The following is a 25,902-nucleotide window of genomic DNA, read 5'->3' on the forward strand; positions in this document are numbered from 1 at the left end:
TTGTAGCCGACGATGTGCCCGCCGGTGGTCAACGTAAAACCACCGGCCCGGAGCCAGCCGAACAGCTGCGACCGAGACGCCGGAGAGGGGTTGCCGTTTCCCCCGAATGCCTGGCCGCGCACCACCCAGCGCAAATCCGAATTTCGAGTAGCGTCGCGGGGTCACCAGCCTTCAGTGATCGAAGCCCCATCGGTAGGGCTCTTGGCATCGGAATGGCACCCAGGTGTCGCCGCCGGGTGTGGTGTAGGAAAATTCCGAACCGTCTGTGCGCTGCAAAACGATGTCGCTTCCGGTGTCATCGACGCGATCGACACGGCACCAACCGGCATCGCCGACGCTAAGTTCAAATCCGTTGTCCGGATTCGGGACAAACATTCCAGGTTCGACGTGGCGCCACCGCCTCTTGGCCCACCCAATATCAGACCCCCTGGTGTCAGGCCACGGGTCGTCGACCTTGCGGGGCCGCGGGCGGCCGGAAAGCTCATCCGGTGTGAACGGGTGCTGCCAGTCGCTTAGCCGGGTCCGCACGGCCTCCTCGAAATCCCTGACCTCACCGTCGAGTAACCGCACCTTCACGGCGATCCTCATCGCCCGCCACAGCGGCCCGAAGGCCGGCCGCGCCCACCCGCGGGACTCGAATTCCGAGGTGACGGCGTAGGCGTATTTGGCCAGCCATTCGACGGCGGCATCGGGATCGCACTGCCAAAGCCACCCGAACACCATGCCGATTGAATCGCCGGCCTGATGAAACCCTGACCGCTCGACATCGTCGGCCAGAAAACGCGCTTCGGCCTCGATGGCGGCGTACATCATGACCAGGAACTCGTTGCCGTCATGCACGAGCGCGGTAGGCGGGACGAGGTGACCGTCGATGCGGTCATCGCGCGTGATGTGTGTCGGCCGGCCAGCTCTCGCGCTGTCGAGCACGGCGCTAAGAGATGCACGGAATTCGCGGGCGTTCATGATGCGCGTCGGATCGATCTTCACAACCAGACGGTACCACATATCGGTACTCACATGCGTTCTCACGTGAGTACACGCACAGCAGATCGACGCCTGCCGAGACCAGCCGGAGGCGTTCAGCCGGACTGGACGCGCACGGTGATGGGCAACTCAGCCGGGAGGCGATCGAGGCCCGAAGGGCCCGCCAGTCGCCGTATCAAGGTCCAGATCGCCCCGCGAAAGCACCGACCTGTCTTCGCGCCCGGGCTGCCGCCGATCCCGGCCAGTCCCAGAACCCCCTATTTCAGCGCCCTCCTAATGAGGCCGGCCTCGGACCGCCGAGGTGGGTGGTTGGGTTGGTCGGTTCGCCTGCGGTCATGGGGGGTGTTAGCGGGGGCGGTCCGACGCCGGCCCGCTGGAGTGGTTGCGCTGCCAAGGTGGGGCTGGTCAAGCCCGCGTGTTGGGGTCAGGCTGAGAAGATGGCTGCAGCAGTGACGGTCAACGATGTCCTTGATGGGCATGTGGGCCTGGATGTGGAGTGTCTGGATCGGATCTATCTGAATGGGTATGTGCCCAACCTGCAGGTGGGCGGGCAGGTGGTGTCGTTTATGACCGGCCATTTGGGTTGTCCGATCCCGTCGCCGGCGATCCTGGAGAAGATCGGCGCCGCGTTTCGCGGGGCGGTGGACCGCTTCGCCGCCGACAACCATATTCCGGTGGTGCGGTTCGGCAAGGGTGACCGCAAGATCGAGGTGATGCGCCCGTATCTGGCTTCCCAAGCGTGCACCGGCCGGTCCGGGGTGGCCGCGATCGGGATCGCCCAGGAGTACCAGAACGTATTCGCCAGCTCCAAACGTCTCGGCGATAACGGGTTCCGTGGTTTTCGTTTTCCAAGGCCGACCGGCGGGTGACGTGGTTTTACTTCTATGTCTGGGACGCTGATTTCGGGCCGGGGTTCATCAAGATCTGCACCTACTTTCCGTATCCGATCAAGGTGTGGCTCAACGGGCATGAGTGGGCCAAACGCCAAGCCGCCCAGGCCGGGATCGAGTTTGCCGAGCTGTCCAACGGGTTCGCCACCTGCGCGGATCCGGGCGCGCTGCAAGCGATCTGTGACCGGCTCGGCCCCGGCACAATCGAGGTGTTCTTCGAGCGGTGGATGGGCCGGCTGCCGCTGCCGTTGACCGGCGCCGACCGGGCCGCGGGCTATTGGCGGGAGCTGTCGATGCGCCAGATCGAGGTGTCCCGCACCCTGGTGTTCGACGTCCCACGCCACGCCCGCTCATTCTTTGAAGCCCTGGTGGCCGACAACCTCGACCTCGGCCGCCCCGACAGTGTGGAGCTGATCTTCCACGGGCCGCGCCGCACGGGCAGGCCGCCGAAGCTGGGCTGTGTGCCGAAGACGAAAATCGTCACTCGCGGCACCGAGGTGACCGTCAACGCGTTCTACAAGAGCTCCCGGATCAAGCAGTATTTAAAGGACGGGCGGGCGCTGCGGATCGAAACTGTCGTCAACTCGCCCGACGATCTGCGCTGTCAGCGCCGCCTCGAGCACCTCGAAGAGCTGCAGACCCGAGCCCGTGACATCAACCGTCGCCTGCTCGATGCTCAACGTGTCGGCCAGGGCTGTGTCCTTGCGAGTCTGACCCGCCCGGCGACTTTCGGACAACGCCTTGACTATTGTTGAGGCCGAGCCGAATTGGAGTCGCAAGTATGGAACGTCGCCGGTTCTCCGCTGGGTTTAAAGCCAGTATTGCACTGGAGGTGATCCAGCATTCGCGTGCGATTGCTGATATTGCACGCGAAAACAACGTGTCGGAACAGTGACGTTTTCTCAGTAATTTCCGCGTTGGAGAGTCGATAGTACGATCGCGGCGGCAACAACTGCGCCAATCCTGGTTGGACACAGGCGGATTCGACGGAGGCAGCGCCAACGCTGTTTGAGTTCGGCGTTGGCGCGTTCACCGATGGCACGCGCCGCGGTGAGCAGCATGTTGTAGCTCTGATTCTCCACGGCCAGGCCGCGGCCCTTGACCGGAGTGTGCACCCCGATCCCCGCTCCTTCGTAGCCCTTGTCGGCCAGCGTCGGCACCCCGTCGGCCGCGGACTTGTACAGCGCGCCCAGGCAGTGCGCGCGGGCGGCGGTGATGTCGTGCACGCTGCCCGGCTCGACCTCGCTCGACCACACCGGGAACCCGCCCGGGTCGGCCAGTATCTGCACATTGCCGCCCTGGGTTTTGTGCTTGCCCGAATACCACCGGTGATGGCCGGCCTCGTTGCGCTCGTCCACCCGGTCGATGGCGATCAGCGTCCCGTCCAGCGTCACGTGCGACCACTGTTCGGCCTTGGCCCGGTCGAGCACTTCGTGCAGGTCAGGAGCTTGTTCGGCGATCACGTCGATCGCCTCGTGCAGATAGCGGTAGCTGGTGGAGATCGGCAGCCCGGCCTCCATCGCCAACAACCGGATCGGGGCGTCGTCGCGGAACCACCGCAGCACCAGCTTGGCCTGCGTGCGCACCGTACCCGACCGCCGCCCGGCCCGCGTTCTGATCTCGCGCCGGTGAACGTGCAGCAGCGCGGTCACATGCAGCAGGGTTTCCTCCGGCACGTCGCAGATGGCAGAGTAGGTGAACACGTGGGGTCCTTTGCAGCGGAGCGGGTTTCCTCGTCGAAACCGAATCCTTGAGCAAGGACCCCACGCCCAGCCACTACGACACGCCGAAAACTCCAGTCACACCAGACTCACGAGCCCCAAGTGAGAAAACCTCAGTCTGTCTCGCGATGGGTCCGCCAGTATAAGGAGGAACATCCCGAGATTGGCGATAAATTGACAGAATCAGAAATGGACGAGTTGCGTCGGCTGCGACGACGTGTGAAATCACTGGAACAGGAGGTCGAGTTCCTGGGAAAAGCTACCGCCTTCTTCGCGAAGAAACAGCAACCGTAGACGTTTACGCAGCTATTTCCGCTGAAGAAGGCGACTATTCGGTGGCCATGATGTGCAATGCCGTATCAGTGTCCCGGTCGGGCTATTACGCGTGGAAAAACCATGTACCGTGTGCCCGGGACCTCGAACGGCGTCGCTTGGAGAACCTGATCGTGGCGATCTTCGACGATTCCGACCACACGTATGGCTACCGGCGTGTGCATGCCCAGCTGGCGCGCCAGGGTGAGCAGATCGACGACGACACCGTCCGCCAGATCATGGGTGATCTGCACCTGGTGGCCTGCCAGCCACGGCCGTTTAGGCCTGTCACCACGATCGCTGGCGATATCGCCGGCCTGCCTGATCTGGTCAACCGGGACTTCACCGCGACCGCGCCCGGGGCCAAGCTTGTCGGGGACATCACCTACATCCGCACCTGGGAAGGATGGTTGTACCTGGCGACCGTGCTGGATTGTTTCAGCAAGAAAGTCCTCGGATATGCGATGGACTCCACCATGACGTCGGCACTCACCTGCGACGCATTATCCATGGCTGCTGACAGAATTCCTATCACTGCCGGAATGACAATTTTCCATTCGGACCGCGGGACTCAGTATACTGCCCAGGATTTCGCCGATCACGCGAAAGGGCTTGGCATCCTGCGCTCCGTCGGCCGCACCGGTGTGTGTTACGACAATGCCTGGGCCGAATCGTTTAACGGCACCCTGAAAAACGAGCGAGTGAATCGCACCGTCTATCCCACACGTGAACACGCACGAAAGGACATTACCAAATACATCGAACTGCGCTACAACAACAAACGACTTCATTCAGCACTGGACTACTGCACGCCGAATGAGGTAGAATCCGAATGGTTCAATAACCACAGGGCCGCCTAAAACGATAAATAAACAACTGTCCGAAAACGGCCGGGCAGGTCAGTCCAGCCTTTGAGCGGATCGCACGGCCCACCCTCACCGAGGATGGCCGCAGGGCCCCGGCCTTACGGTTCGGCGGCCCTCGGGTCCAAGCCCTGGCCGACGCCTTATGCACGACCCTGCTCGCCGTCACCGGCGTCACCAACAAGAGCCTGCGTGCCTTGATGACCGGACTGCTCGGCGGTGCGAACTACTCGATGAACCAGGCCAGCTATGACCTGGCCCGGCTGCGCGTCAACGGGCTGATCACCCGCATCCCGGGCCGCAACTTCTACCGGCTCACCGGCGACGGACTGCGGTTCGCCATCTTCTACACCAAAGTCCACGACCGCCTGCTGCGGCCCTTGCTCGCCGCCGACCAGCCGCCCGCTCCGCCACCGATACGAACGCCTTGCGCACCATTGATATTCACATCGCCCAACGCATCGACAACGCCAGACTGTTACCCGCTGCAGCCTAAACTCAAGACGACTCTCAAAGACCCAGTCAACTCTGCTAAACACGTTGCGTGCCTGCGCTATTCACCTGATGGACCGACGTCAATCACGCTACGCTGCTGCCACATTCAGCCCTAAACTCAAGACAACTCTCAATCTTCTAGCGGCAAAGGGTCGCTAGTCCGACAGTCATGATGATCTCCTCTCTGGAGGTTCAGGACCTGCCCTTTGGCATGCCCTACCGGGTTCACATTATCAACGATGTCTGTCTTTAGGCCCATTCCCGCAGCCGTGGCAGCGCGACCGCGAGCCGATCGAACAGATCCATCGGCCTTCGGTCTCCCGCGTGATGCCATAGGCGAATCATCGCACACGCCAACATGTTTCGTTGTGCAGCAACGCCGGTACGTCTCGGTTACAATTATGTACCGAATTAACGGCGCAGGACACTAGGCGCGCATGCGATCGGCGCCGGCCATCAGCGACTCTGCGGCGCGCACGATGTTGGTGACGGTGTCGCGGTGAACGCCGGTGCGTGTCGCGATCGTGGTTGTTGGAACGCGTTGATCCCACAGCCGCAGCACTTGGGCTGTTTGCTCCACCGGCTTGACCGTGACTTTCTCACGGATCAGGGTTTGCGCGACGTCGACCCACCCGTCGTGGTGCGCTGAGTCGACACCGGCGACTGTCGCCGCGTCGGAAACGTCGCCATCGGTGTCATCGGTACGGTGAAACCGGCTGATGGCCTTGATGTTTGATCCATGCGCGAGCGTATCTGCGGTGTCTGGGATGCGGTCGGGCCGCTGATGGATCATGTCCGGGGATCCCGAATCTCCGCTGGCGGTGTCGTCAGCAAACGACGGGTATGTCGTGGAGGGTGTGCTGCCGCGCGTGTTCCGCACGGCAGTGTCGGGGGGTGCGGATTGGGCCGGCGATCGCGTCTGCGATCGGTCGAGGGTCATCAACGCCAGCGTGGCTTGCCCGATGCTCAGATCAACCGAGAGGGGCCACAACCAAGCGATCCCGCTTCGCACGCCCGCCCCAATTGCCAGCTCTTTGAGAGCATCGAAACTGAGCCGGAACGCGAAAACAGCGATCATGCTGGTGACGGCCACGGTGAGCACGACCGCAAACTTGTTCAGCCGATCGGATTGCGTGGAGCGCACCAGTAGCCCGACGCTTTCCGTGGCGAGCAGCAGGAATACCGGGGGCATCACCGCAACGCCCACCGCGACGTCGGGATGGCCTTTGGCCGAGATCACCGCGTGAGTCACGTTGCCCGCAATTGATGTCAGCGTGGAAAAGATCAGTACTGCCCAGAAGAAACGCCGCCGCCGTGCAGCCTGATGGGCTGTGTTAGCAAGCGGGCTGCCTTCAGCTCGATCGATCATGGCCATAAGGACAACCGTTGTCGGCGGTGCCTCGGTTTTCAAGACCACCCGTGGCTTGGCACCTGGTGGCCACCGCGCCGACACTGTACAGCCGCAGCCCCGTAGGCCTTTCGCGACAATGCCATTGCGGTGTTAAGCAGTCGAGTGTTCTTTGTCATAGGCGGCGATGGTCGCGGCCGAAATCTTGCCACGTCGCGGAACCGGGATGTTGTTGGCTTTGGCCCATACCCGGATGCGGTGACTGTCGTGGCGATGGTGGCCGTTGAGTGTGTGACCACGGCCAGATAGCCTGCGAGCTTTGGCAATCCACGGGGCCAATCGGGCCCGCAACGGTTCGTCGTCGACCAGGTCGATCTCGTAGTCGATACCGTCCAGCCCGAATTGCGTTGTGGTGGCCCCCGATTCGCCGCTGATGTCATCGACGAGCTCGACTGTGACTTTTTTGGCCATGATTATGTGTCCTCGCGATGCTCGGCGGATCGGGTAGGCGGCGGTCCGGGGTTGCCCGATGCCGGGATGTCGGGGTCGGCATCGCTGCGATCCCCGTTACGGTCTGTGCCCTGGTCCGCGTTGCCGTCGGGTCCGCGGTGGCGCCCGGGTGATGCTGGGTCAGTGCCCTCGGGGGGCGGTGGGGCGTTGCGGTGCGGGACGCCCGGTGGGCGCGGGATGGGTCGATCCGCCGGTGGCCACGCCTGTTGGCTGGGCGGGGTGGCTGAGGATGGATCCGGCCGGTGCGGCCACACGAATCGCGGGCGCGGTGGTCGGGCAGCCCGCGGTCCGGGATCGGCGAACGTCGGTCTGGCGGGATCGCTGGGGCGCGGCGGGGATGGGGGGCGCGCGGGGTGGCCGGTCGCTTCGGGGTCAGCGGTGGCCGGTGGCCCCGTGGGTGGGGTGTGAGATCGCGCGACCGGCGGACCGGCGCCTTGACCGTCGGATCCTGCTGTCAGGTCGTCTGCGAGGTCGACGCGGACCTGGGGGCCGATGCGGGCCGGCGGCCCGGGCGTGGGCCGGCGAGGCGGCGAGGTGGGCCGCTCGGCACGCCGGGTAATGCTTCGCGCCGGGCTGGGTGGCGGGTTGACGCCAAGGATGCGGCGTTCCTCGTGCGCGGGCACCGACGGTATTCGGGCGCTGAGCCCTGTGCGGATTTTCAGTGTGAACCCGAATTGGTCGTCGGTATCGACAAGCTCGATGTCGGCGTCGCAGGCTTCGTCGTTGGTCAAGACCGTCAGCTGCGGTAGGTGGTCGGGCCAGTCTCGCTCGGTGTCGATGACCAACATGGTGGCGGGGTCTATGGCGCCGAAGTCCGGTGCAGGGCTTGCGGGCGCTGTCGCATCGTCGACGTCGGGGTCGGTGTCGTCGTCGGTGCTCACCCACCCGGCCGGATAGTCGTCGAGGATCTCACCGCCCACCGCTAGTGCGACGATGGGCTTCCATTTCTCGGGTTCGTCGGTGATCACCACAACAGGACGACCGGTGGTGGTGGCCCGTAGCGTGACTTGCCGCAGCAGCAATGGGCTTTGGCATAACACGGTGATGGGCCCCGACAGCGGTAGGTGGACCGAGGTGTGGTCGCGCGGGTCGCCGATCGAGCCGATCAGCGGGCCGGCCGGCCCGAAGGGCAGCGCCGTGTCGGCGCCCAGCGGCGCGGCCGGCAGGGGCGCTTCTACGGGCAGGTAACCGACCCGGAATTGCTGCCACATCGCCGTTTGAGTCCCGTAGAGGGGCCCCAGTCTGGACACCGGAGGCGCCGCCGTGGGCGCATCGGTGCGGTAGCGCACCAATGCTGCAACAGATGTGGAGCCGTCAGACTGCGGGGTCAGTCGCACCAGCGTGGTGACTGCCCGAGACAGCGCCCACGTCCACCATTGCGGCGCGTCTTCTCCCAGGTGTGCCGGGTCGGCGTAGTACACGCCGGTGTAGCCGCTGCGGTTTTCCAGGTATGCCCAGTGGTCGACCGTGGGTATGTCAGCGCTCAGCAGGGTGTTGAGGTCATCGATGTCCTGCGCGCACGCTGGGCGGGCGTCGAGGCCGGAGCTGGCCAGTGTGTCGGCGATCCGCAGACAGGTCGCCGCTGCCAGCTGATCGGCTGCCGCGGCGTCGCCGCCGCGGCGATCGATGGCGGCCAGATTGTCGTGCAGCCCGACCCGCACGATAATCCAGCCGTGCCGGTCGGCCGGCCCGACGGTGGGCCCGGTCATCTGCTGGTAGTGCGCGGCGAATCCGCCGGCAGCGCGAAAACCGTTGCACAGGAAGTCCGCTGAACTCACGTCGACGTCGAGGACGCCGGCGATGATGGCGGACAGGCCGGCGATGCTGAGCACGTTGATGGTGCGTTCTTCGGTTTCGCTGACCACAGACGGCGCCAATGGGTCGCCGTGTAGCTCAATGAGGGTGATCAACTGTTCGTTTTCGGTGAGCACACCGACCGGCACGTCGCCGAGTAGCACATCGTGGGCGCGGGGGGCCGCCGCCAACGTCAGGGAGCGCCGCTGACGCAGCCACGACCACCAGGTCGCCACCCAGTGTGTGAGTGCGACGTGATAGATCGTCACGAAAGCGACAAGCAGCACCACGACCGGGACTGCGGCCACCGCCGCCGGATGCAGCCGGCCGCGGGTGGCTACCACCCACGCCATCAGCGTCAGGGTGATCACCACGGTGCGCGCCAGCGTGACCCTCATCCCGACCATCGGCGGCTTGGTGAAACCGCCGCCGCCACTGGACGTCGTCATGAGGGACGCTTTCTACGCAGGGCCACGCGGGCGCCCACGGCCAACACGAGCGCGCCGACAATGCCGAGCACGACATAGGCCGCCACACTGCGCGGGTGGTAGTCGGGCGGGGGTGCAGGCGGTAACGGATGGATGATCTTGTTGACCGGAACCGTCGGCGCCGGATCGGCGACATTCCACGTCAACGCCGCCAGCGGGTCAACCACGCCCCAACCAACCCCGGGATCGGGTGTCGTGGGCCCGGCGTGCGCGGTGGCCTTGAGGCGATTCATCACCTGGTAGGCGTTGAGTGCAGGATATTTCTGGCGCACCAGGGCGGCGACCCCGCTGACGTAGGCCGCCGACAGTGAGTCACCGAACAGCGGCACCAGAACCTGATCTTGGCCGGGCAGCGCGTTGACCAGGTGCCCGTCGGGATAGTTACCGACGCTGATCACGTTCTCGCCGGGCGCGGCCAGGTCGATCCACGGCCCCTGCAGCGTGGTGGTGGAAGGGGCGCCGTTGTTTTGGACCGAGCCGACGGCGAGCACATCGTCAGCCCACCACGCCGGCGAAGAGATGGTGACCACGTTGGCCCAGCTGGCCCGGTCGGTGCCCGGCGGCGGCGGATTCTGCCGGCAGTCGCCGCCGGTGTTGCCGGCCGCAACAACGACCACCGTGTTGCGTTCGGCGACGGCCCAGTGCAGCGCCGCGCCCAGTTCGCGGTCATCGGCGTGACGCACGGCTTTCATGCACGACACCATTGAAATGTTGATGACCGAGGCCCCAAGATTCACGGCGTGCACTACCGCGCGGGCCATCGCGCGCAGATCGATCGCGGTCTCGGTGGCGTTGAGATCGTCTGAGGGGTTGGGCTTTTCCAGCCGATAGTGCGCCGAGGACTGGCGGATACTGAGCAGAGTCGCCTGCGGGGCCACGCCGACGAACGCATCACCGGGACTGGGCGCGCCGCCGATCAGGCCGGCGACCAGCGTTCCGTGCGCGTCGCAATCGAACAGCCCGTCGCCGCGCTCAACATAGTCGCCCCCTGGGCGCAGATTAGGCAGCCGCGGGTTGGGCGTCACTCCGGTGTCGATGACCGCGACCGTGACACCGGCTCCGGTCGCAAACGGCCGGGTGGCATCAAGATTCAGCAGCCCCCACCCCGCAGGAGGGTCAGCGAAATTCGATCCAGGCAACACCCCGGGGGCCTGGCATTCAACGCCGAGCTTCATCGGCTGTTCTGGCCCGTCAGTGTCCGGCGGCACAGCCGCGGTATCGATCGAGGGCGGCGTCAACGCCCGAGCGGGCCCGGTACCGCAAAGCATCCCCACCAACACCACGACACCCCCGATCGCTGCTGCCTGCCGCGCGATCGCGCTCGCCGCGCTCATCCGATCCTCAGATCCCGCAGCAGACCGAACACACCGGTCACCCACGCCGCCAACGGATACACGGTGACCAGTGCCACCACGGCGAACACCTCCAAGGCCCGCGCCACTCTCGGGTTGACCCCTCGATGTGCCACGACCACTGCCACCACCACCAGCACCACCAGCACGCCGGCCACGACCCCGACGATGATCGCGGGCGCCAATCCGGCATGCCAGGCGAACAGCAGCCGCGCCGCCGATCCGACGATGACGATGAACGCCCCGGTGAACATCGAGAACGCCTGTAACGCATTCGACATCGTGCGCCCCCACGAGACCAGCACTACGGCCACACAGGACACGATGACTAACTCAACCCGGTAATGGTAGGAATGCGGATCCATCGTCCACACCGCCGCCGCAGCAGCTGTCAGCGCGGCCGCCACCATGAGCCCGGTCGTCATCTGCACAGCGCGCTGCGACCGGATCCGCACCGTGGCGAGCTCTGCGGCGCTGATTTCGCCTCCCACATCAAGCTTTTCGCCATCGGCGGGCACTTTCGGCAAGGAGATCCGCGCCAGGCCCGCCGCGACACCCCCCGCATTCTGCATGCCAATCAGCCCGGCGATCAGCGCACCGGCCGCTATCGCCGACGGCGCCACCCCGGTGTATTCAGCTGCCGCGCCAACCACGGCCACTACGATGGCCAGCGCCACGACAGCGCTAGTCACGGCCAGATGCGCGCCAGTGATGAGCAGTGCGCATACCGCGGCCACCGCCACCCCCACCGCGCACACCACCACATGGGCGACACCAGGTGAGCCGGTGCGCGCCGAGATGGGAATCAGTTGTCCCACAACGGCACACGCCGCCACCCACACGACAGTCCAGGCGGTCGCGGCGTCTCGGGCCTCATAGCGGCGCGCCGCCGACCACATGCCGATGAACGCCACTACCGCACCGAGACCGCCGGCCAGCGCCCACCACCACGAATAGCCGCTGGCTATCCACTCAAGCCACTGCGCTGCGCACAACGCGACCCCGCCGGCCGCCAGCCCGACCAGACCGGCCTTGCGTGCTGCTGATTCGTCGAAGGGCCGGCCGGCCGCTGCGGCGGCCTCAGCGGCGGCGTCGACGACGTCTTCGATGACGGCCCGGTAGCGCTCGGTGGAACGCACCGCGCGTAGCTCCAGGACCGCTCCGTCGCTAACTCGCGCGTCGTGCAGTGATTGCCCGGGTTTGAGAGGTCCTCCGAGTCGGGCCAGCGTCCACTGGCTGCCGGCAGGCGCGGTGAGTGTGTCGTCGTCGCTGAGCGTGTCGACGACATCGGCGATGTAATCGCTGATGGGGGCATGCGTCGGCAGCACCATGTCTTTTTGTGTGCTGCCTTGTCCACCGCCGTACCAGACAGCGACACGCGACAGTGCCGCGGTGCGCGTCTTCGCCGCCATCTATTGCCTCCTGTGCGCCGGTGTGACCGGCGGGTTGAATGAAACCGCGGCCCGCGATCAGCCGGCGGATCGGGGAAACAGGTCTGAAAGGGCGGCCGCGATTTCCAGATACCGCCGCCGGCTCGTCTTCGACAGCAGGTCGAGGTTGATTTCTCGGCCCTCGTGGATGTGCTTGTCGAACGGCGTGATGAAGATCCGTTTCTTCGGGTTCGGGATGACACGGGAGAACTGTTCGACCACTTTGGGCACGACGACGTTGGGTCGGCCCGCTTCGGTGTGATTGATGACCAGCACCACGTTTTCCATCAGCTTTTGGTAGCCGTTGTTCCGCAACCATTGCAGGGTCTGGTCGGTCTCGCGCAGCGAGTCTGTCGAGGCGTTGGTGACGACGACCAGGGCCTGCGATTCGAGCAGGACCGCCTGCATCAGCTCGGTTTTCAGCGCGGTGCCGCAGTCCAGCAGGACCACCGAGTAGTACTCGCCGAGCAGGCCCATGGTGGTGTGGAAGTCGTCGCGTTCGACAACGCGGTCGGTGCGGGCGAATTCGGGCTGGCCGAGAACCTCGAGTTTGGAGACCTTGTCCATGGACGTGTGGTGGCGCACATCGTGATAGCGGCTCACCGAGCTATCGGCGACCAGATCGAGGATGCTCAACGGAGTTTCGCGGCCGTGGCGGTCGGTGAGATTGCCTGAGTCGTTGTCCAGGTCGACCGCGATCACCTGGTCGCCGCGTTCGCTGCACATCACCGACCCCAACGATTTTGTGACAGACGTCTTCCCGACCCCGCCCTTCAGATTCAGCACACCGACTGTGAACGTCGTCCGCACGGGACGAACGACACGCTCTTTGAGACCGATTTCATCCCGTTCGTCTTTGCCGGGCCCGATGCTTATACCCGGAAGAGTATTGAGAACAGCGCGCCAGCCGTGCTTGGCCGGCACCGACATGCCCCGCACGTCGGTCATGTCCAGGGCTGGGTGGTCGGCATCGTCGTTCACGCTGCGGCGCGCGGGCACCAGCGCCCCCGGAGTCGATGACGGCCGGTACTGCGGTCGCGGCGGCGGCGGGTAATTCCCAGGCGGGGGGTAGTGCCGCGGCGGGTAGGGATTCTGGTCCGAATAGGGCGGTGCGGCCCGGTAGCCGTCTTGCCAGCCGACCGGCTCGACAATCCCCGTGGACTCCTCGGCCGTCGGCGGGGGCACAGGCGGCCGGGGTGGCCGGGGTGGCGCGGGCGGAATTTCCGGATTTGCTTGAGGCGGAGGAGCGGGGTTCGGCTCCTGGGAAAAAGCGCCCCGATACGGATCTGGATCATTGCTCATGCGTTGACCGTAACACCCTTCCACGCGAATTTACACAGGACCAACGGCGACCAAAAAATATAGCGACACGGGCTGTTTATACCCGTGCCGCTATATTTCTCGGAGGTGGTTTGTCCGCCCTACAGGCCGAAGGATCCAGCGTTGATCTGCTCCTGGTTGGCGGTGTTGAAGGTCGACTCCTCGACGGCGGCCAGGTAACTGTCCACCGCCTGCTGGAACTCGACACCGTGATTGTTGAGCGTGCGCTGCTCGGTGCTCCACATATCGGAGGCCTCGCCCTGCCAGACCGCGATCCCCTGGGACAGGTGGCCTTCCAGTTCCTCGTTTTGGGCCTGAATAGCGCTGGAGTGCCCACGCAGCACGCCGACTGCGGCGTGGATAGACCCGAAATCCCAAATCTGCTGACTCATGATTATTCGCTCCCTAAGTAGTGAAGAGGTGGTTGAGGGGCCGTTTAGAACGCGACCGAGCCGCTGGATGCGACGCCGCTCGCGCCGTCGCTGTCGACGTTGATGTAGCCGGTGGCAGCGTGGGAAACGCGTTCGGAGATGCTGTCCAGCTGCTGGGTCAACTTGGTGCCGACTTCGTACAGGTGCGTCGCCTTGGTCTGGGTCGCGGTGGCGGTCTCACCCTGGAACGTCGCCTGCATCGCCTGGACTTCATCCAGGAATGCCTGAATCGTGCTGCGCTCCGTGGCAGCGGTCGACCCGATCGCGTGGCTCACGGTCTGCTGCGCGGCGGTATCGGTGCTTAGTGCCTGAAGGGCCATGGAATCTCACTCCTTAATTGTGTGCCGATTTTGTTGGGTTGTGCAGTTATTGCGGGTCAGCGCGATCCGCGTCTACCGCCTGTCTGGTGTTCCACCCCCCGATGTGGAGGCTGGCCCGCGCCACAGACGTTTGACGCGGAAGCTTGCCTAAAATTTCCGTCTCTGCTGCATATCAGCCAAAACGATCACCGGGGCGAACGCAAGAGGACCCCCGGCGGGGCACCGCTGGCACGGCCTCCTTTCGCTGTGTCACCAACTCGACCGGCCCTCGCCGTCGTCGAACACTTCAAATCCAAGGGTTGTGACCACGGCTTTCTCCTCGGCGACCGGCTCGTCGAGGGCAACCGATGACCCGTCCCCACGGCTGTGCGCCATCGGGCCCATCATCCCGGTGCCGCTTCCCACAGCACTTGAACCGCCGGTGGGCGTCGCCGTGGTGCGCGCCACCTGTTCTGCGGACTCCGCGGCCGCCGAAACGGGCTGAGACCAGCCGGCCGGCGACCGCAGCGGACTCGTGCCACCCGATGTCGCCGACGACAGCACACCTGCACCGCCGTACATCCCGCCAGCCGAGCCCACCGGGCTGACCCCGTATGCGCCCAGCTGATCGGTCGATCCGAAGTGCGAGGCCAGATCAGCGGGGGAGATTTTCTGATTCGCCAGATCACCACCACCCATGTTCTGAAACAGCGACGACACTTGTTGCAGCGGCGAATTGGCGGCCGACGCCAGGCTTTGCGGTCCCTGCCCAACCAGCTGCGACGCCTGCGCGGGCAATTGCGTGGCCATCTCGGTACCCATCTGGGTCGCCGTCTGTGCGCCTTGAGTGCTCGACGCGGCCCCATCATCGATGCCCTGTTGAGCGGCTGTGTTCGCCGCCGTCGCCATCAGCTGCCCGGTTTCTTGCGCCTGCCCGCGCGCCGCACCTTCGGTGGCAACGCCGTCCAATTCGGCCAGGATCGCATCGCGGGCCGCTGTCTGCGGAAGCTGCGCAGCCGTGGCAGCCAAAATCGCTGCCAGCCCAGCCTCGGGTGCACCGGGGGCGGCCATGACGCTGGGCGCCACGCTAAACGGCGGGAATGTGGTGTTGACCCCCGTGGCCGCAAGGTAGCCGTCCATCGCGCCCGCTGCCCGATTCCACAGCACCACAAGGTATTCGAATTCGTTGACGCCGATGGGAACGGTGTTGACGCCCAGGAAGTTCGTCGCTTCCAGGACCGCGTGAGTGAGGTGGTTGGCGCCGATCTCGCCGAGCGAGGGTGTTTCGGCCACCGCAGAGCCGTAGCTGCCCGCCTGCGCGGCCGCCGCAGTACTTCGTTGCTCGGCCATCGCGATAATCGTGGACATCCACGTCATGTACGGCTCGAAAGCCGCTTGGGCTTGGGTCGATGCCATCCCCTGCCAGCTCGCCGAGATGACGGCGATCTGGGTGCGCAGTGCGGCCATCGCCGCGGTGAACTCCACGGCCACCGCCTGCCAGCCCGCGGCCGCTTGCAGATACGGCTCAGCGCCGCTGCCCGCGATCAGCCTGCCCGTGTTGACCTCAGGCGGCATCCCGTGCCATTCCATCGGCAGCTATTCCCCCACGTACCGGGCTAAACCCGCGCGGGGTTAGAGCACCTGGGCGGCACCGGCGGCGTCGACCGCCTCGTATGCCATCCCGACCGAGAACAAGCCTTCGGCAGCCAGGCCCAGCATCGCGCTCCCCTCAGCCGAGGTGGCGCTGAAGTCCACGCCCTCGGCGTTAAAGGCAGCGCAAGCCAACGCTGACACCGTGTCCAGGCCCGCGGGCGTCAACGCCCCCACCACCGGCATCGCGGTGGCTGTGGCAGCCGTCTGCTGGGCCGTGATCCCGGTGACCGCGGCACCTCCGGCTAAAAGCGCTTCTGAATTGACTTCCAACATAGGATTGCCCCTTTTTCCTGACGTGGCTCCAATAGTAAACAGCCTTACACGCTTGCCGGGTCGCTGCAATAGGACTGTATTGATAGTGAACCTCCCTATGCCTGACCTGAGCGAACTAACCGATTGGCGCAGTCTCTAAAGAACCCATCACCGGCGTTTGGATCACGTCCTGACCGTCGGCACTGAGCAGGATTCCCCGGCCGCGGGGCAGGCGGTTCAGACGGATGTTGAGCACCGGGCCCTCGTTGCGAAGACCGTCCATGACCAGGTTCGTTCCACCCGCCTCGTTGTTGAGCCGGGGCAGCGACTTACCCTGCCCCAGCGCACGATTGGCTGTCACCATCGGGCAGGCCACCACCGAGTGGATGCCCAGCAGCGGCGCGTTGCCCCACTGGGGGGCTAACGGATCGAACCCCGCCGGCGCCGCATTCATCACCGGCGCGTAGTCATCGACAAAGATGAAGATCTCCGGGCCGCTCCACCACGAACGCGCCCGCCGCTCTTCCATGGACTCGGTGCCTTTGAGCCGCCTGCGATGCATCGCACGCCCGATATCGCCCATCACCGGGGCCAGATCGGTCGGGTTGGTCACCAGCCCGGTGCGCGCGACGGGCCTCGTAATCCTTTGCTTCCCTGCTGCAGGGTTGCCCACGTCATAGTTGGGGTTAACAACTTCTTCTTGGCCTTCCCAGCGCAGGATGTAGTCATCCTCGATCGCGTCCAGCAGCGGGGATCCCTTGAGGTCAACGACAACAAACTTGACCTCCTCGGGAGTGAAACGGCTGGTCAGCGACTTCATGATGGCCGCCAGGAGATGCGTTTTCCCGCATTTCGGGCCGCCGAACACGTTCAAATGGCGCCCGGACATGAAGTCCAACAGCACCGGCTCGAGGTTCTTCTCATACAGCCCGATCGGCGCCGTCCACGGCGATCCACGCCAGTCGGTCGGGACCTGTAGGCCGGCCGCCTCAATCCGCGCTGGTAGCACCCGCACCTGGCGCGCCGACTTGCCCTGCCATTGCGCGGTGATATCGGCGACGGCGGCCGCCAGGCCGGCATCGTCGACCTCCTCGACGTCATCGAGGCGGGGCGCCCCGATCATCAGATGCAGCTGGCTAGCTAGATCAAGGGCGCGGCCTGGCACATCCCCGGGGATGGATTCGGCCAGCTTTTTGTTGCCCACCCCAGACAACTCGGGCTGGTTGAGCTTGAAATCGATTCTGGTGCTGAAACTTTGGTTCAGGCTACGGCCAAGTGTCGTGTACACCTGCAACGCGATCACCACATGCACACCGACAGCCAAGCCACTGTTGGTGAGCTCGGCGATCGCGGGCACGAGATCATCGTGATCTTCCCTGAACGCGTCGAACCCGTCGAGCAGCAGCAGCACATCACCGAACCCGTCATCGGGCATCGATCCCTCGGCAACCTTGGCGCGGTAGCTGGCCATGCTCGAGATGCGGTGCGTTCGAAACATCACTGACCGCTTCTCGCGGACCTCGGCGACCTCGGCGATCACCCGCCCCACCGCGTCCTGGTCACCGCGCAGCGCCACGCCCCCGACGTGCGGCAGCCCTTCTAGCGCCAACAATTTGCTATCGGCGCTGAAGTCCAGCCCATAGATCTGCAAACGCTCGGGGCTGTTGAGTTTCGCCGCCGCGAGCGCCAGCGTTTGCATCGCCACCGACTTGCCTGACCGGGAGCGCCCCAGCATCGCCAGGTTGCGCTCGGAAAGATCCACGCTGAACACCTGCTGGGCGTGCTTGAAAGGCACATCCAACAGGCCGATCGGCACGGTCAGGACCGCCTGGTCGCCAGCGACCAGGCCACTGTCGGCGACCAGCCTGCCGACCGGGCGTGGACGCAACAGCGGCGGCAACCACAGTTTGTAGCAGTCCGGGCCCTGGCCGGCGAGCTGCTCGAGCACCACCGCAGCCACCTCGGGCGCATTGTCGACTTCTTCGGCCGTTCGCTGCACCGGCGCAATCTCGTCTTTGTCGTCATCGTCACGTTGGCCAGGTATCGGCACCGGTGTCACACTGAACGGCGCGACCCCGGTGATCCCGACGCCCGCGCCGCGCTCAGCACGCACCGCCAGCGGCTCATCAGGCGGGAAATACGCCTCATAGGGGTCGGCCGACCGGAAGTAACGGGGCTCGGCGCCACCCACCTTCAAATACGCTTCACCGGGCAATTCGAGGTAGTAGGCGTCCTTGGATTCGATCGCCGTCGCGGAATCCTGTGCGGTGGCGGTCTTCATCGCGATCTTCCAGCCACAGTTGGACAACATCTGCCCCACATTCACCCCGGTCAACGACTGTGTGGCATTCAGCAGGCAGATCCGGTCCGACCGGCCCTGCCGCGCCAGATGCTCGTAGTCGTCTCTGAACTCAGGATGATCTTTAAGCAGCGCGGTGAACTCGTCGGTCACGATCAGCAACGTCGGAAACGGCGGAATCTTGGCCCCCCGCTCGCGGGCTTTCAGATAGCTACGCGCGTCCTTGAACTTCCTGCCGACAGTGGCGGTACCCATATCGCTGCGCAGCCGCTGACGACGTTCCACTTCGCCGCGCAGCACCGCGCTGAGCCGATCGATCATGTCTTGGGAACTCAGATTGGAGATGATCTCCACCGTGTGGTGCAGCTTCTCGAAACCATCGAAAGTCGCTTCACCCTTGTAGTCGATCAACACCAGGTTCAATTCCTCAGGCGTGTGCCGCGCCACCAGCGCCAACAGCAGGTTGACCAGCAGCGTGGATTTCCCGGACCCGGTGTAGCCCAAGATGAGTCCGTGCGAGCCCATGCCTTGCTCAGCTTCTTCGGTGATCTTGAGTGACAACGGGGCTCCCACCTGATCCCAGCCCATCAGCGCGCGCATCCGATCGGCATCGCCCTCGGGATGGCGGCGCCACAGACCAGCGCCCATGACCCCCACGTCATCGACCCCGTGCAGACCCGCCCACGACCGGACCACCTCCGCGGTCCCCGCCGATCGCAAGGCCGAGGCCTGCTGATCGGTCGCCGCCCGCCAGCGCGCCATCTGGCGCGCGATCTGACGCGCCTGGGTGACATCGACCGCATCGATACTGCTGAGCCAATACCTCAGCGGATCCTCTGCGCTACTACGCCGTTTCCGGGCCTGACCATCGGGATCGACTTGCACACGCGCACCCGTAACCTCAAGGCCATCCTCGTCGACCCCGCCGCGGCGCAGCACGGTCACCGCCTCCATCCCCTCGCCGCAACCCGGAATCGAGCGCGCCCCATCAGCGACGACGATCAGCCACGGTTTACTGCCGGTGAATTTTGCATCAGCGGCAAAATCGCCGCGGCCGGCCAGGATGTCAGCCAACCCGGCAGGGCCCTGCTCGGCGCTGTAGACCATGCGCTCGGTGCCCAGCGCGTCCCGCCGATGCGGGTTTTGGTTGTGCGGCAGCCATTTGATCCAATCCCAGCTCTGCGGGTCGTCGGTGATGACGGCGATCAGCACCAGGTTCGGCGGATGCAGCACGGCCAGCTGCAACAGCATCGCCCGGATCAGTCCCGCCAGGTCACCGGTACCGACCAGTTGCACGGCGCGGTGGGTTTTGAGGTCAATGATCACCGGCATGTCCTCGACGGCCCGGTGAGCACGAAAAAATCTCTCGGCGGCGCCGCGGCATACCGGCTCGGTCACCTGCTCAGGCGGCGAGTCGGCCATACGCATCCCACCGCCCAGTTTCTGGCGCGCCACCCCGACTCGTGGGGCCAAAAAGTAGGTGGGGTCTTTGTCCGGGCGGGTCCGTTCCCACATCCGCGGCCCGCCGACCATCGCCGCTAACGCCGAAGGCGGTGGCGCGAAGTGCGCCAAGAAACTGTACTGTGCGCCGGCACGCTCGTGCACTTTGCCGCGAAGATTCGACAGCATCGCCAGGTATTTACGCCGAATTGCGTTGATCTCCAGGGTTTTCGGCCCGCCGGCGTTGCCGTGCCCGCCCACCATGCCCGCCGCTGACAGCGCGAACATGATCGGAAAAATCAGCATCGTCGGGCTGGTGATTCTCCTGATGCCTGAGGCGAAGAAGATTCCCAGCATGCCCACGATAGCCACCACCATGATGAGCGGCACCAGCCGCTGGAACTTGCTGGGCGGCACAACCTCCTTGACCTCCGGTGGAGGCGGCACTTCGGTTTCCACGGCGATGTCTTTGGCCGACGGCGGCTCCACGGGCCGGCGCGGGATCCACGGCTGGATACTCAACTTGCACCCTTTCCTCCGCCCAGGACCACTGCCAGCGGCGACGCTGGCACTGTGTCTTGGGCGACCATCGCTGCATCTTTGGACAATCCGGGTCCGCTGACCAGAATCGCTAACACCGACCACGGCGCCGCCAGAGGCGACGAGAGCCCCAAAGCTGTCGCCGGTGAGCTGCCCGGCGCTGAACCAGCGCTGTCGATCAGCCCGTAACGCACACCACGATCCGAGACCCACCAACGGGTTTCAGTCGCCGGCGACCGTGGATCCCAGCCAGTCGTGCTCACATAGAAGCCCCCACCGGGGGCGGCATACATCGATACGGTCGGCTTGGAAACCAAGTCGTGGCGCCACAGGCTGCGCTGCTGATCGGACAGCGGCAGCGCCGGCAAGAACGCCAACACTTGCGACGCCTGTTGCTCGCCCGCGTTTTTCCGCCACTGCCAGCACGTCACTGGATCGTTGAGCGCGGCAACCGAATGCAACGGCTTGTCGGGAAACATCGAGGTATCCAGTCCCGGCGACGCGGCGGGAAGCCTCGCGACCAGGTCCTGTGACACGGTCGGCGCGACGCTGGCTCCAAATGCGTTGGTGTTACGCACCACCGACGCCATCACTTCGGGGATCTGCTGCACACCGTCTGCAAGGACCACATACCAGCTCACCGAATCAGCTTGCGGAACACGGAGAACCGAGCCGACCACCACACCGGGGGCGACCGGATACGGTGGCGGCGCACCGGCAGCCGGGATCACCGGCGACGCGATCGGGCGGCCCGCTGGAATAGCATTAAACAAGTCCTTGCTGATCACGTCGATGACCGGGAAGCGAGCCAAGCCCAGCCCCAGGACAAGGGCGGTGTCAGAAACGTTAATCTGGCGTCGCACACCACTATTCAATAGCCAGGTAGCCTGATCGGGCCCCAACACGATGCGGGCCGCCGACGGGTCGGCAACCAACGAGCGCTGTTGCGGGCCCGCGATCACCGCCGTATGGGTATCGGGCAGCGCTGTGCCCGGCCGGTTGATCACATCGCAGGCGCTCCACACGGCGTCGGTCTGCGCCGGCTCGAACACCTGCTCAGGCGCCCCGGCGATACCGATCAGGGGACCTCGCGGCATGTCTTGCACTTCTTGCGGTTTGACCTGCGCGACCTTATCGGGGCTACCGATGATCAGCTGCGCCGACACTAAATTCAGAACCGGGTACAGCTTGTCATCAATGGTGACATACAGCTGTGCTGCGCCGCGGGCCTGCACGATACGCGAATTATCCCGCAGGCCTTGCGGTTTAAAGTACGCCAGCGCGACCGCAGCCAGACAGATCAGCGCGACGAGCGCCACGCCCCCCATTTGGGCCATCGAGGTCGCGCGGGCGGGGTCGTGACGCATCGTGGTCTCAAACCTTGTCAATGCGTGGTTGAGTCGGGCCACCAGAAATTTGTAACCGCTGACCTGAAGCTTCGATGTGGGAATGAACGGCATCAGACCAGCCCTCCCAGAATCGCGGCGAAATCCACGCCACTGCTACGGGATTCGCCGGACAACACCTTGTGCAGCGCACGAGCCATATCCGCTCGCGCGATCGTCATCAGCAAGTCCTGATCACCGTCACCGTCATCGCTTAACGCTTCATCGACGCGCACGTCACGATAGTCGGCGGCGTTCTCGAGTACTTTGCGGATGAACCTGCCGTTACCGACCAGGTCGATCGCGCTGCGCCGCGCAGTAGTGATCGCCGCCAACTGGTCTCGCGCATATCGCAATAACCCATCGCGGCGCTCAACGGCGATCTCATCCTCGGCTAAAGCCCTAAGCACGCCGGTAAGCAACTCGACCGGGTCAGCGTCGCGCGCACCGGTAGTGATCGCGGCCAGTTGTTCACAGGTGTGGCCGAGCAGCTCGACACTGTCGGCCGACAAAGTGTCATCGCGGCCGCCGGCCAGCGTGTGAGCGATCGCGATCAATTCATCGGGGCTGTAGGTGTTGAAGCGGAAGCGATGGGCGAACCTGCTGGTCATGCCCTCGTTGGTGGCCAGCAGCTGATCGATGTCTTCTTCGTAGCCGGCGATGATGACCACCAGGCGGTGCCGCTCATTTTCGATGAAGGTCAGCAACGTGTCGATGACGGCCTTGCCGAACGCGTCGGCGTTAGAGCCCTTGTTCTCGGCGCTGATCAGCGCGTAGGCCTCGTCGATAAACAACACGCCGTCGAGAGCTTTCTGGACATAGGCTTTCGTTTTGCCTTCCGATTCACCCAGATGCTCACCCACCAGCTCTTTACCCGAGACCTCCACAACTTTGCTGGTCGACACAATCCCCAGCCCGCATAAAGTCTTGGCGATCACCTTGGCCACCGACGTCTTACCGGTCCCCGGAGGCCCGATGAAGATCATGTGGTTGGCCGCCGCCGGCGTCTTCAACCCCAGGTTGCGCCGCTTTTCAGCCATCCTGATCCTCGACCGAAACGTGCGGACCTGATCTTTGAGCTCATACATCCCCACCTGGGCTTCCAACTCGGCCGTCGCCTCGGCCAGCACCTCGGCGCGCGCCGCGGCTGCCCGCGCTTCGGCCAGGTCTGCAGCGCTGGGCCCGGTGGCCGGGTCCCACGGATCGGTGCGCTCAGCGATCGCCTCGGGTGTGGTGATCTGCAACCGCACCCCACTGTCGTCAAGGGCTGCGCTTACCTCAGCGGAGGGGGCCACCGCATTGACCTGCCGCAGAAGATCTTTGGCCGTATCCTCTTGGCGGCGCTCCCGGGCGATCAACGCCGAATACCATTGCGCAGCCGGCACCGCCTCAGACAATGTGTCCTGCTCGGCCACCGCACGCAAATGGGTGTCGGCCTCATCGAGCCGGCCAAGCCGCGCCAACGAAATCCCCACCGCCAAATCCGCGGCCACCTTGAGTGCGGCATCCTTATCGAACAACCGCATCTGCCCGGTCACCGTGTCGATCACATCGGGCCACCGTTCGCACCGGTAATACACGGCCGCCTTGACCCACTCGGTCACCGCCGTCGGCGATGCCTCACCCAACGTATCGATGGCCTCGGCATAGTCTGGACGACTCCCCATCGCCAACGCGCTGGCCAACGCCGCCGCCAACGACGACTGGTCATAGATCGGCTGCTCGAGCCCCACGATGCCCATACCGATGTCGAAACGGGCCCACAGCTGGGCCGCGTTAATCCCCATCCGGTTGACCTGCGCGTGCATCTGCTGCCGGCACCGCCACGCCTTGTACAGCGTGCCAGAAGCCTTGTCACCGCACAGGATTCGGCCCAGCCACGCATCACACATCACCGGATCCAGCTCGGTGGCCTCCTTGAAATAGGTCAGCGCCTGCTGCTGATCGGCACGACCCCCATCAATGATCCCCAACGCCGCCACACCGGCTTCGTAATTGTCGGTTGCCGTGCTCACGCCGAGTACCTCCTGGCGAACTCCGCTGTTTCCATGTCCTGGTATTCCTCCGGTGTCGGCAGCTTTTGCACACGCCGGTAAAACCGATCCATCCGATCAGTATTGCGGCCCTGCGCGGCTAGCGATGCCAGCGAGAACAGCCGCAACTCCATGCGGTACTTCTCCCGCGCAAGCCGAGCCAACATCACGATTTCGCGTCCCAATTCGTCCTCACCGAAAGCCAGCGCGTCCTCGTCGAGCATCAACGCGCTCACTTCCCCCCGGCCATCACAACTGACCCCAACCGTGCCCGCCGGGTTGTACACCGAGAATTCCCGCGTGTAGAACTCTTCGATGTCTGGTAAGACGCTCTCGGTCACGCCGTCACATCCCCGCCCGTATCCTGTTGTCCGCCAATCGTGTTGAGAATCGACACGATCTCACCCAACTCCGGATGTCCCGGCGCCACCGCCAGCCCACGACGCGCGTAGCCCAGCGCCTGCTCCCGGTCCCCGCTATGGCGCGCGGCCAGCTCCCGACACACCTGGGCAGCCACGGCGGCCATCCCCGGCATCTGCGCGACGGCCCAGGACGGCGGCTCGTTGCCGAACAGCGGTCCATCCACCAACTGCGCCGCACGCTCGAGTGCGTCCGTCGACGCCGCCGACGGGTCTGATCCGATCAACGCACGAAATTGCGCCCAGTCGCTGTCGATATCGATGCGATATCCGTCGTCGGTGGCGACCGGTTGCAGACCGCGGCGCCGCATTTTGCTCATCGCCACATGGAAGCTTTTCGACCGTTCGGTCCCGTAGAGCAGCTGGCACAGCTCCGCGGTAGGTATTGGTTGCAGGATCGCGATAGCGCCGATGATCTGCTGCTGCATCGGCTGCAGCGCAACACCATCGCTGTCGGTGACCTCGAACCGACCGAACACCGTCATCCGCCCGCCATCACCAGCAACCGATACCGCAGCCTCTCCTTCGCCCGGATCGCCGGACTCCTCGCTGTCGAACGTATCCGCCACCGTGACCGGTGCACTGTCACCACGGGATCCGGCCCCCGCGACATCGCCGTCACCAGGGGACCCGTCCGCTGCGACATCGCCGTCATCAGGCGATCCGGCCCTCGCGACATCGCCGTCATCGACGCCGGCGGCGGGCGTTCGAAGTGGGCGCACCGGCCACGACGTCCCCGCTGCCAGCACATCAACCCAGCCCGGCGCCGCCCCGTCCACCAACGGGTCAGCGACCACCACGGTCGCGTCGGGATTCTCACTGAGCCGCACACCGGCCAGCGACCCACCGTCGCCCTCGGCGCCCTGCACACGGCCCTGCATAAGCCAATTGCCGATCAACTCGCCTCTGCCCCGGCAGCACACCCCGATTTCGTCGATGGCCAACACGTTCACCGCAACCACCGCACGCTCACCGACACCGACAACCACCAGGACCGGGTCCGCCGAGCCATCACGCAACCCCGGTTCGCTGCCCCGCGGCGCACTAAACCAGCCCGGTTGCCCGGCTGGCTGCCACGGAGCCCCGAGCCGGCCGGGGTCCGCCGAGAACGTCACCCGAACCCACTCAGCATCCACACACACCACCACGACGCGCGCCGAGGTCAGCGAATGCACCCCACCCAGCAGCCGCCGCACCGAACCAGTCAAGCATTCACCGACCAGCTCGGCCGGCGCGATCGCGGGAGCGCTCATACCGCCGAGCCTTCACCCGTTGCTTCGTGGTCGTCGTTGCCGATGCTGTGTTCGTCGGGGGCCTCAGCCCACAGCGCTGGGCCAAGATCTGGCGCGGCGGCGTGCGCGGCCTCACGACGGCGATCCTCCAGCACGGCATAGCATTCCCGCACTCCCGACATGACGAGCTCCCCCAACTCCTCAGCGCGGTACCGCTGCACGACTCCCTCGCCGAGGTACACGTCGGTCAGCGCACCCCATCCGTCGATCTCGGGCATCACCTCGGGTTCATCAGGGGCGGCGCGGCGCACACGCAGGTTGTCAAACGCCGCGGCCTCGATAGCGCCCAGCGCGTCACTAAGGCGCTTGCTGTCGGCCAAGAATTGCTCTACCTGAGGATGAAAAGCCATCC

The 25,902-nt window shown here is 64.9% G+C and carries 23 protein-coding genes; 5 read left to right on the plus strand and 18 right to left on the minus strand.

From position 1 onward, the window contains the following. Positions 1 to 171: 171 nt before the first annotated feature. Positions 172 to 987, minus strand: a complete 816-nt coding sequence (locus M5I08_RS24725) for a type II toxin-antitoxin system Phd/YefM family antitoxin (RefSeq protein WP_219070042.1) — start codon at positions 985 to 987, stop codon at positions 172 to 174. 434 nt (positions 988 to 1,421) lie between these two features. On the opposite strand from M5I08_RS24725, the gene M5I08_RS24730 reads away from it, so the two are divergent. The 3 genes from M5I08_RS24730 to M5I08_RS27185 are packed head-to-tail and all read left to right on the plus strand — an operon-like array spanning position 1,422 to position 2,769. Beyond that, positions 1,422 to 1,853, plus strand: coding sequence for a hypothetical protein (locus M5I08_RS24730; RefSeq protein ID WP_219070040.1), 432 nt, complete (start codon positions 1,422 to 1,424; stop codon positions 1,851 to 1,853). Continuing rightward, the gene (locus tag M5I08_RS24735; RefSeq protein ID WP_219070038.1) at positions 1,850 to 2,629 is read left to right on the plus strand and encodes a hypothetical protein; all 780 of its coding nucleotides are present in this window, start codon (positions 1,850 to 1,852) and stop codon (positions 2,627 to 2,629) included. Before M5I08_RS24730 ends, M5I08_RS24735 begins: the two co-directional genes overlap by 4 nt. A gap of 26 nt (positions 2,630 to 2,655) precedes the next feature. After that, on the plus strand, positions 2,656 to 2,769 hold the full coding sequence (locus M5I08_RS27185; RefSeq protein ID WP_219070991.1) for a transposase: 114 nt from the start codon (positions 2,656 to 2,658) through the stop codon (positions 2,767 to 2,769). A 7-nt stretch (positions 2,770 to 2,776) separates the two neighbouring features. Here the strand turns inward: M5I08_RS27185 and M5I08_RS24740 are convergent, their stop codons facing one another. Further along, entirely contained in the window at positions 2,777 to 3,577 is an 801-nt protein-coding gene (locus M5I08_RS24740; protein ID WP_249762759.1) for a transposase family protein, read from the minus strand. A gap of 326 nt (positions 3,578 to 3,903) precedes the next feature. On the opposite strand from M5I08_RS24740, the gene M5I08_RS24745 reads away from it, so the two are divergent. Next, the gene (locus tag M5I08_RS24745) at positions 3,904 to 4,767 is read left to right on the plus strand and encodes an IS3 family transposase (RefSeq protein WP_249763537.1); all 864 of its coding nucleotides are present in this window, start codon (positions 3,904 to 3,906) and stop codon (positions 4,765 to 4,767) included. A 203-nt stretch (positions 4,768 to 4,970) separates the two neighbouring features. After that, positions 4,971 to 5,381 carry a hypothetical protein gene (locus M5I08_RS24750; protein WP_249763479.1) on the plus strand — a complete coding sequence of 137 codons (411 nt, stop codon included), beginning with the start codon at positions 4,971 to 4,973 and terminating at the stop codon, positions 5,379 to 5,381. 311 nt (positions 5,382 to 5,692) lie between these two features. On the opposite strand, the gene M5I08_RS24755 is transcribed toward M5I08_RS24750, so the two are convergent. From M5I08_RS24755 to M5I08_RS24830, 16 genes are all read right to left on the minus strand, one after another. Next, positions 5,693 to 6,634, minus strand: a complete 942-nt coding sequence (locus tag M5I08_RS24755) for a DUF2637 domain-containing protein (protein WP_249763480.1) — start codon at positions 6,632 to 6,634, stop codon at positions 5,693 to 5,695. Positions 6,635 to 6,766: 132 nt separating this feature from the next. Beyond that, positions 6,767 to 7,084 carry a histone-like nucleoid-structuring protein Lsr2 gene (locus M5I08_RS24760; RefSeq protein ID WP_219069454.1) on the minus strand — a complete coding sequence of 106 codons (318 nt, stop codon included), beginning with the start codon at positions 7,082 to 7,084 and terminating at the stop codon, positions 6,767 to 6,769. A 2-nt stretch (positions 7,085 to 7,086) separates the two neighbouring features. Then, positions 7,087 to 9,366 (minus strand): type VII secretion protein EccE, encoded by a 2,280-nt coding sequence (gene eccE, locus M5I08_RS24765; RefSeq protein ID WP_249763481.1) that lies wholly within the window; start codon positions 9,364 to 9,366, stop codon positions 7,087 to 7,089. After that, the gene (gene mycP, locus M5I08_RS24770) at positions 9,363 to 10,673 is read right to left on the minus strand and encodes a type VII secretion-associated serine protease mycosin (protein ID WP_219069457.1); all 1,311 of its coding nucleotides are present in this window, start codon (positions 10,671 to 10,673) and stop codon (positions 9,363 to 9,365) included. The genes eccE and mycP overlap by 4 nt, the downstream gene beginning before the upstream one ends. A gap of 62 nt (positions 10,674 to 10,735) precedes the next feature. Further along, the gene (gene eccD, locus M5I08_RS24775; protein WP_219069452.1) at positions 10,736 to 12,169 is read right to left on the minus strand and encodes a type VII secretion integral membrane protein EccD; all 1,434 of its coding nucleotides are present in this window, start codon (positions 12,167 to 12,169) and stop codon (positions 10,736 to 10,738) included. A gap of 57 nt (positions 12,170 to 12,226) precedes the next feature. Next, positions 12,227 to 13,489: a MinD/ParA family ATP-binding protein gene (locus M5I08_RS24780; protein ID WP_219069450.1), complete on the minus strand. Its 1,263-nt coding sequence runs from the start codon at positions 13,487 to 13,489 to the stop codon at positions 12,227 to 12,229. A 119-nt stretch (positions 13,490 to 13,608) separates the two neighbouring features. Continuing rightward, positions 13,609 to 13,899 carry a WXG100 family type VII secretion target gene (locus M5I08_RS24785; protein ID WP_219069448.1) on the minus strand — a complete coding sequence of 97 codons (291 nt, stop codon included), beginning with the start codon at positions 13,897 to 13,899 and terminating at the stop codon, positions 13,609 to 13,611. Positions 13,900 to 13,943: 44 nt separating this feature from the next. Then, positions 13,944 to 14,258: a WXG100 family type VII secretion target gene (locus M5I08_RS24790; RefSeq protein ID WP_219069446.1), complete on the minus strand. Its 315-nt coding sequence runs from the start codon at positions 14,256 to 14,258 to the stop codon at positions 13,944 to 13,946. A gap of 249 nt (positions 14,259 to 14,507) precedes the next feature. Next, positions 14,508 to 15,812: a PPE family protein gene (locus M5I08_RS24795; protein ID WP_249763483.1), complete on the minus strand. Its 1,305-nt coding sequence runs from the start codon at positions 15,810 to 15,812 to the stop codon at positions 14,508 to 14,510. A gap of 57 nt (positions 15,813 to 15,869) precedes the next feature. After that, positions 15,870 to 16,163 carry a PE family protein gene (locus M5I08_RS24800; RefSeq protein ID WP_219069443.1) on the minus strand — a complete coding sequence of 98 codons (294 nt, stop codon included), beginning with the start codon at positions 16,161 to 16,163 and terminating at the stop codon, positions 15,870 to 15,872. 115 nt (positions 16,164 to 16,278) lie between these two features. Further along, the gene (gene eccCa, locus M5I08_RS24805; protein ID WP_219069441.1) at positions 16,279 to 20,403 is read right to left on the minus strand and encodes a type VII secretion protein EccCa; all 4,125 of its coding nucleotides are present in this window, start codon (positions 20,401 to 20,403) and stop codon (positions 16,279 to 16,281) included. Continuing rightward, positions 20,400 to 21,881: a type VII secretion protein EccB gene (gene eccB, locus M5I08_RS24810; RefSeq protein ID WP_219069439.1), complete on the minus strand. Its 1,482-nt coding sequence runs from the start codon at positions 21,879 to 21,881 to the stop codon at positions 20,400 to 20,402. The genes eccCa and eccB overlap by 4 nt, the downstream gene beginning before the upstream one ends. Beyond that, on the minus strand, positions 21,881 to 23,821 hold the full coding sequence (gene eccA, locus M5I08_RS24815; RefSeq protein ID WP_219069437.1) for a type VII secretion AAA-ATPase EccA: 1,941 nt from the start codon (positions 23,819 to 23,821) through the stop codon (positions 21,881 to 21,883). Before eccA ends, eccB begins: the two co-directional genes overlap by 1 nt. After that, the gene (locus tag M5I08_RS24820; RefSeq protein WP_219069435.1) at positions 23,818 to 24,180 is read right to left on the minus strand and encodes a YbaB/EbfC family DNA-binding protein; all 363 of its coding nucleotides are present in this window, start codon (positions 24,178 to 24,180) and stop codon (positions 23,818 to 23,820) included. Before M5I08_RS24820 ends, eccA begins: the two co-directional genes overlap by 4 nt. Next, positions 24,177 to 25,511 (minus strand): bacterial transcriptional activator domain-containing protein, encoded by a 1,335-nt coding sequence (locus tag M5I08_RS24825; RefSeq protein WP_219069433.1) that lies wholly within the window; start codon positions 25,509 to 25,511, stop codon positions 24,177 to 24,179. The genes M5I08_RS24820 and M5I08_RS24825 overlap by 4 nt, the downstream gene beginning before the upstream one ends. Continuing rightward, complete coding sequence (locus M5I08_RS24830) at positions 25,508 to 25,900, minus strand: hypothetical protein (protein WP_219069431.1); 393 nt, start codon at positions 25,898 to 25,900, stop codon at positions 25,508 to 25,510. The genes M5I08_RS24825 and M5I08_RS24830 overlap by 4 nt, the downstream gene beginning before the upstream one ends. Positions 25,901 to 25,902 lie beyond the last annotated feature (2 nt).

The organism is Candidatus Mycobacterium methanotrophicum (assembly GCF_023515995.1).
GTDB lineage: Bacteria > Actinomycetota > Actinomycetes > Mycobacteriales > Mycobacteriaceae > Mycobacterium > Mycobacterium methanotrophicum.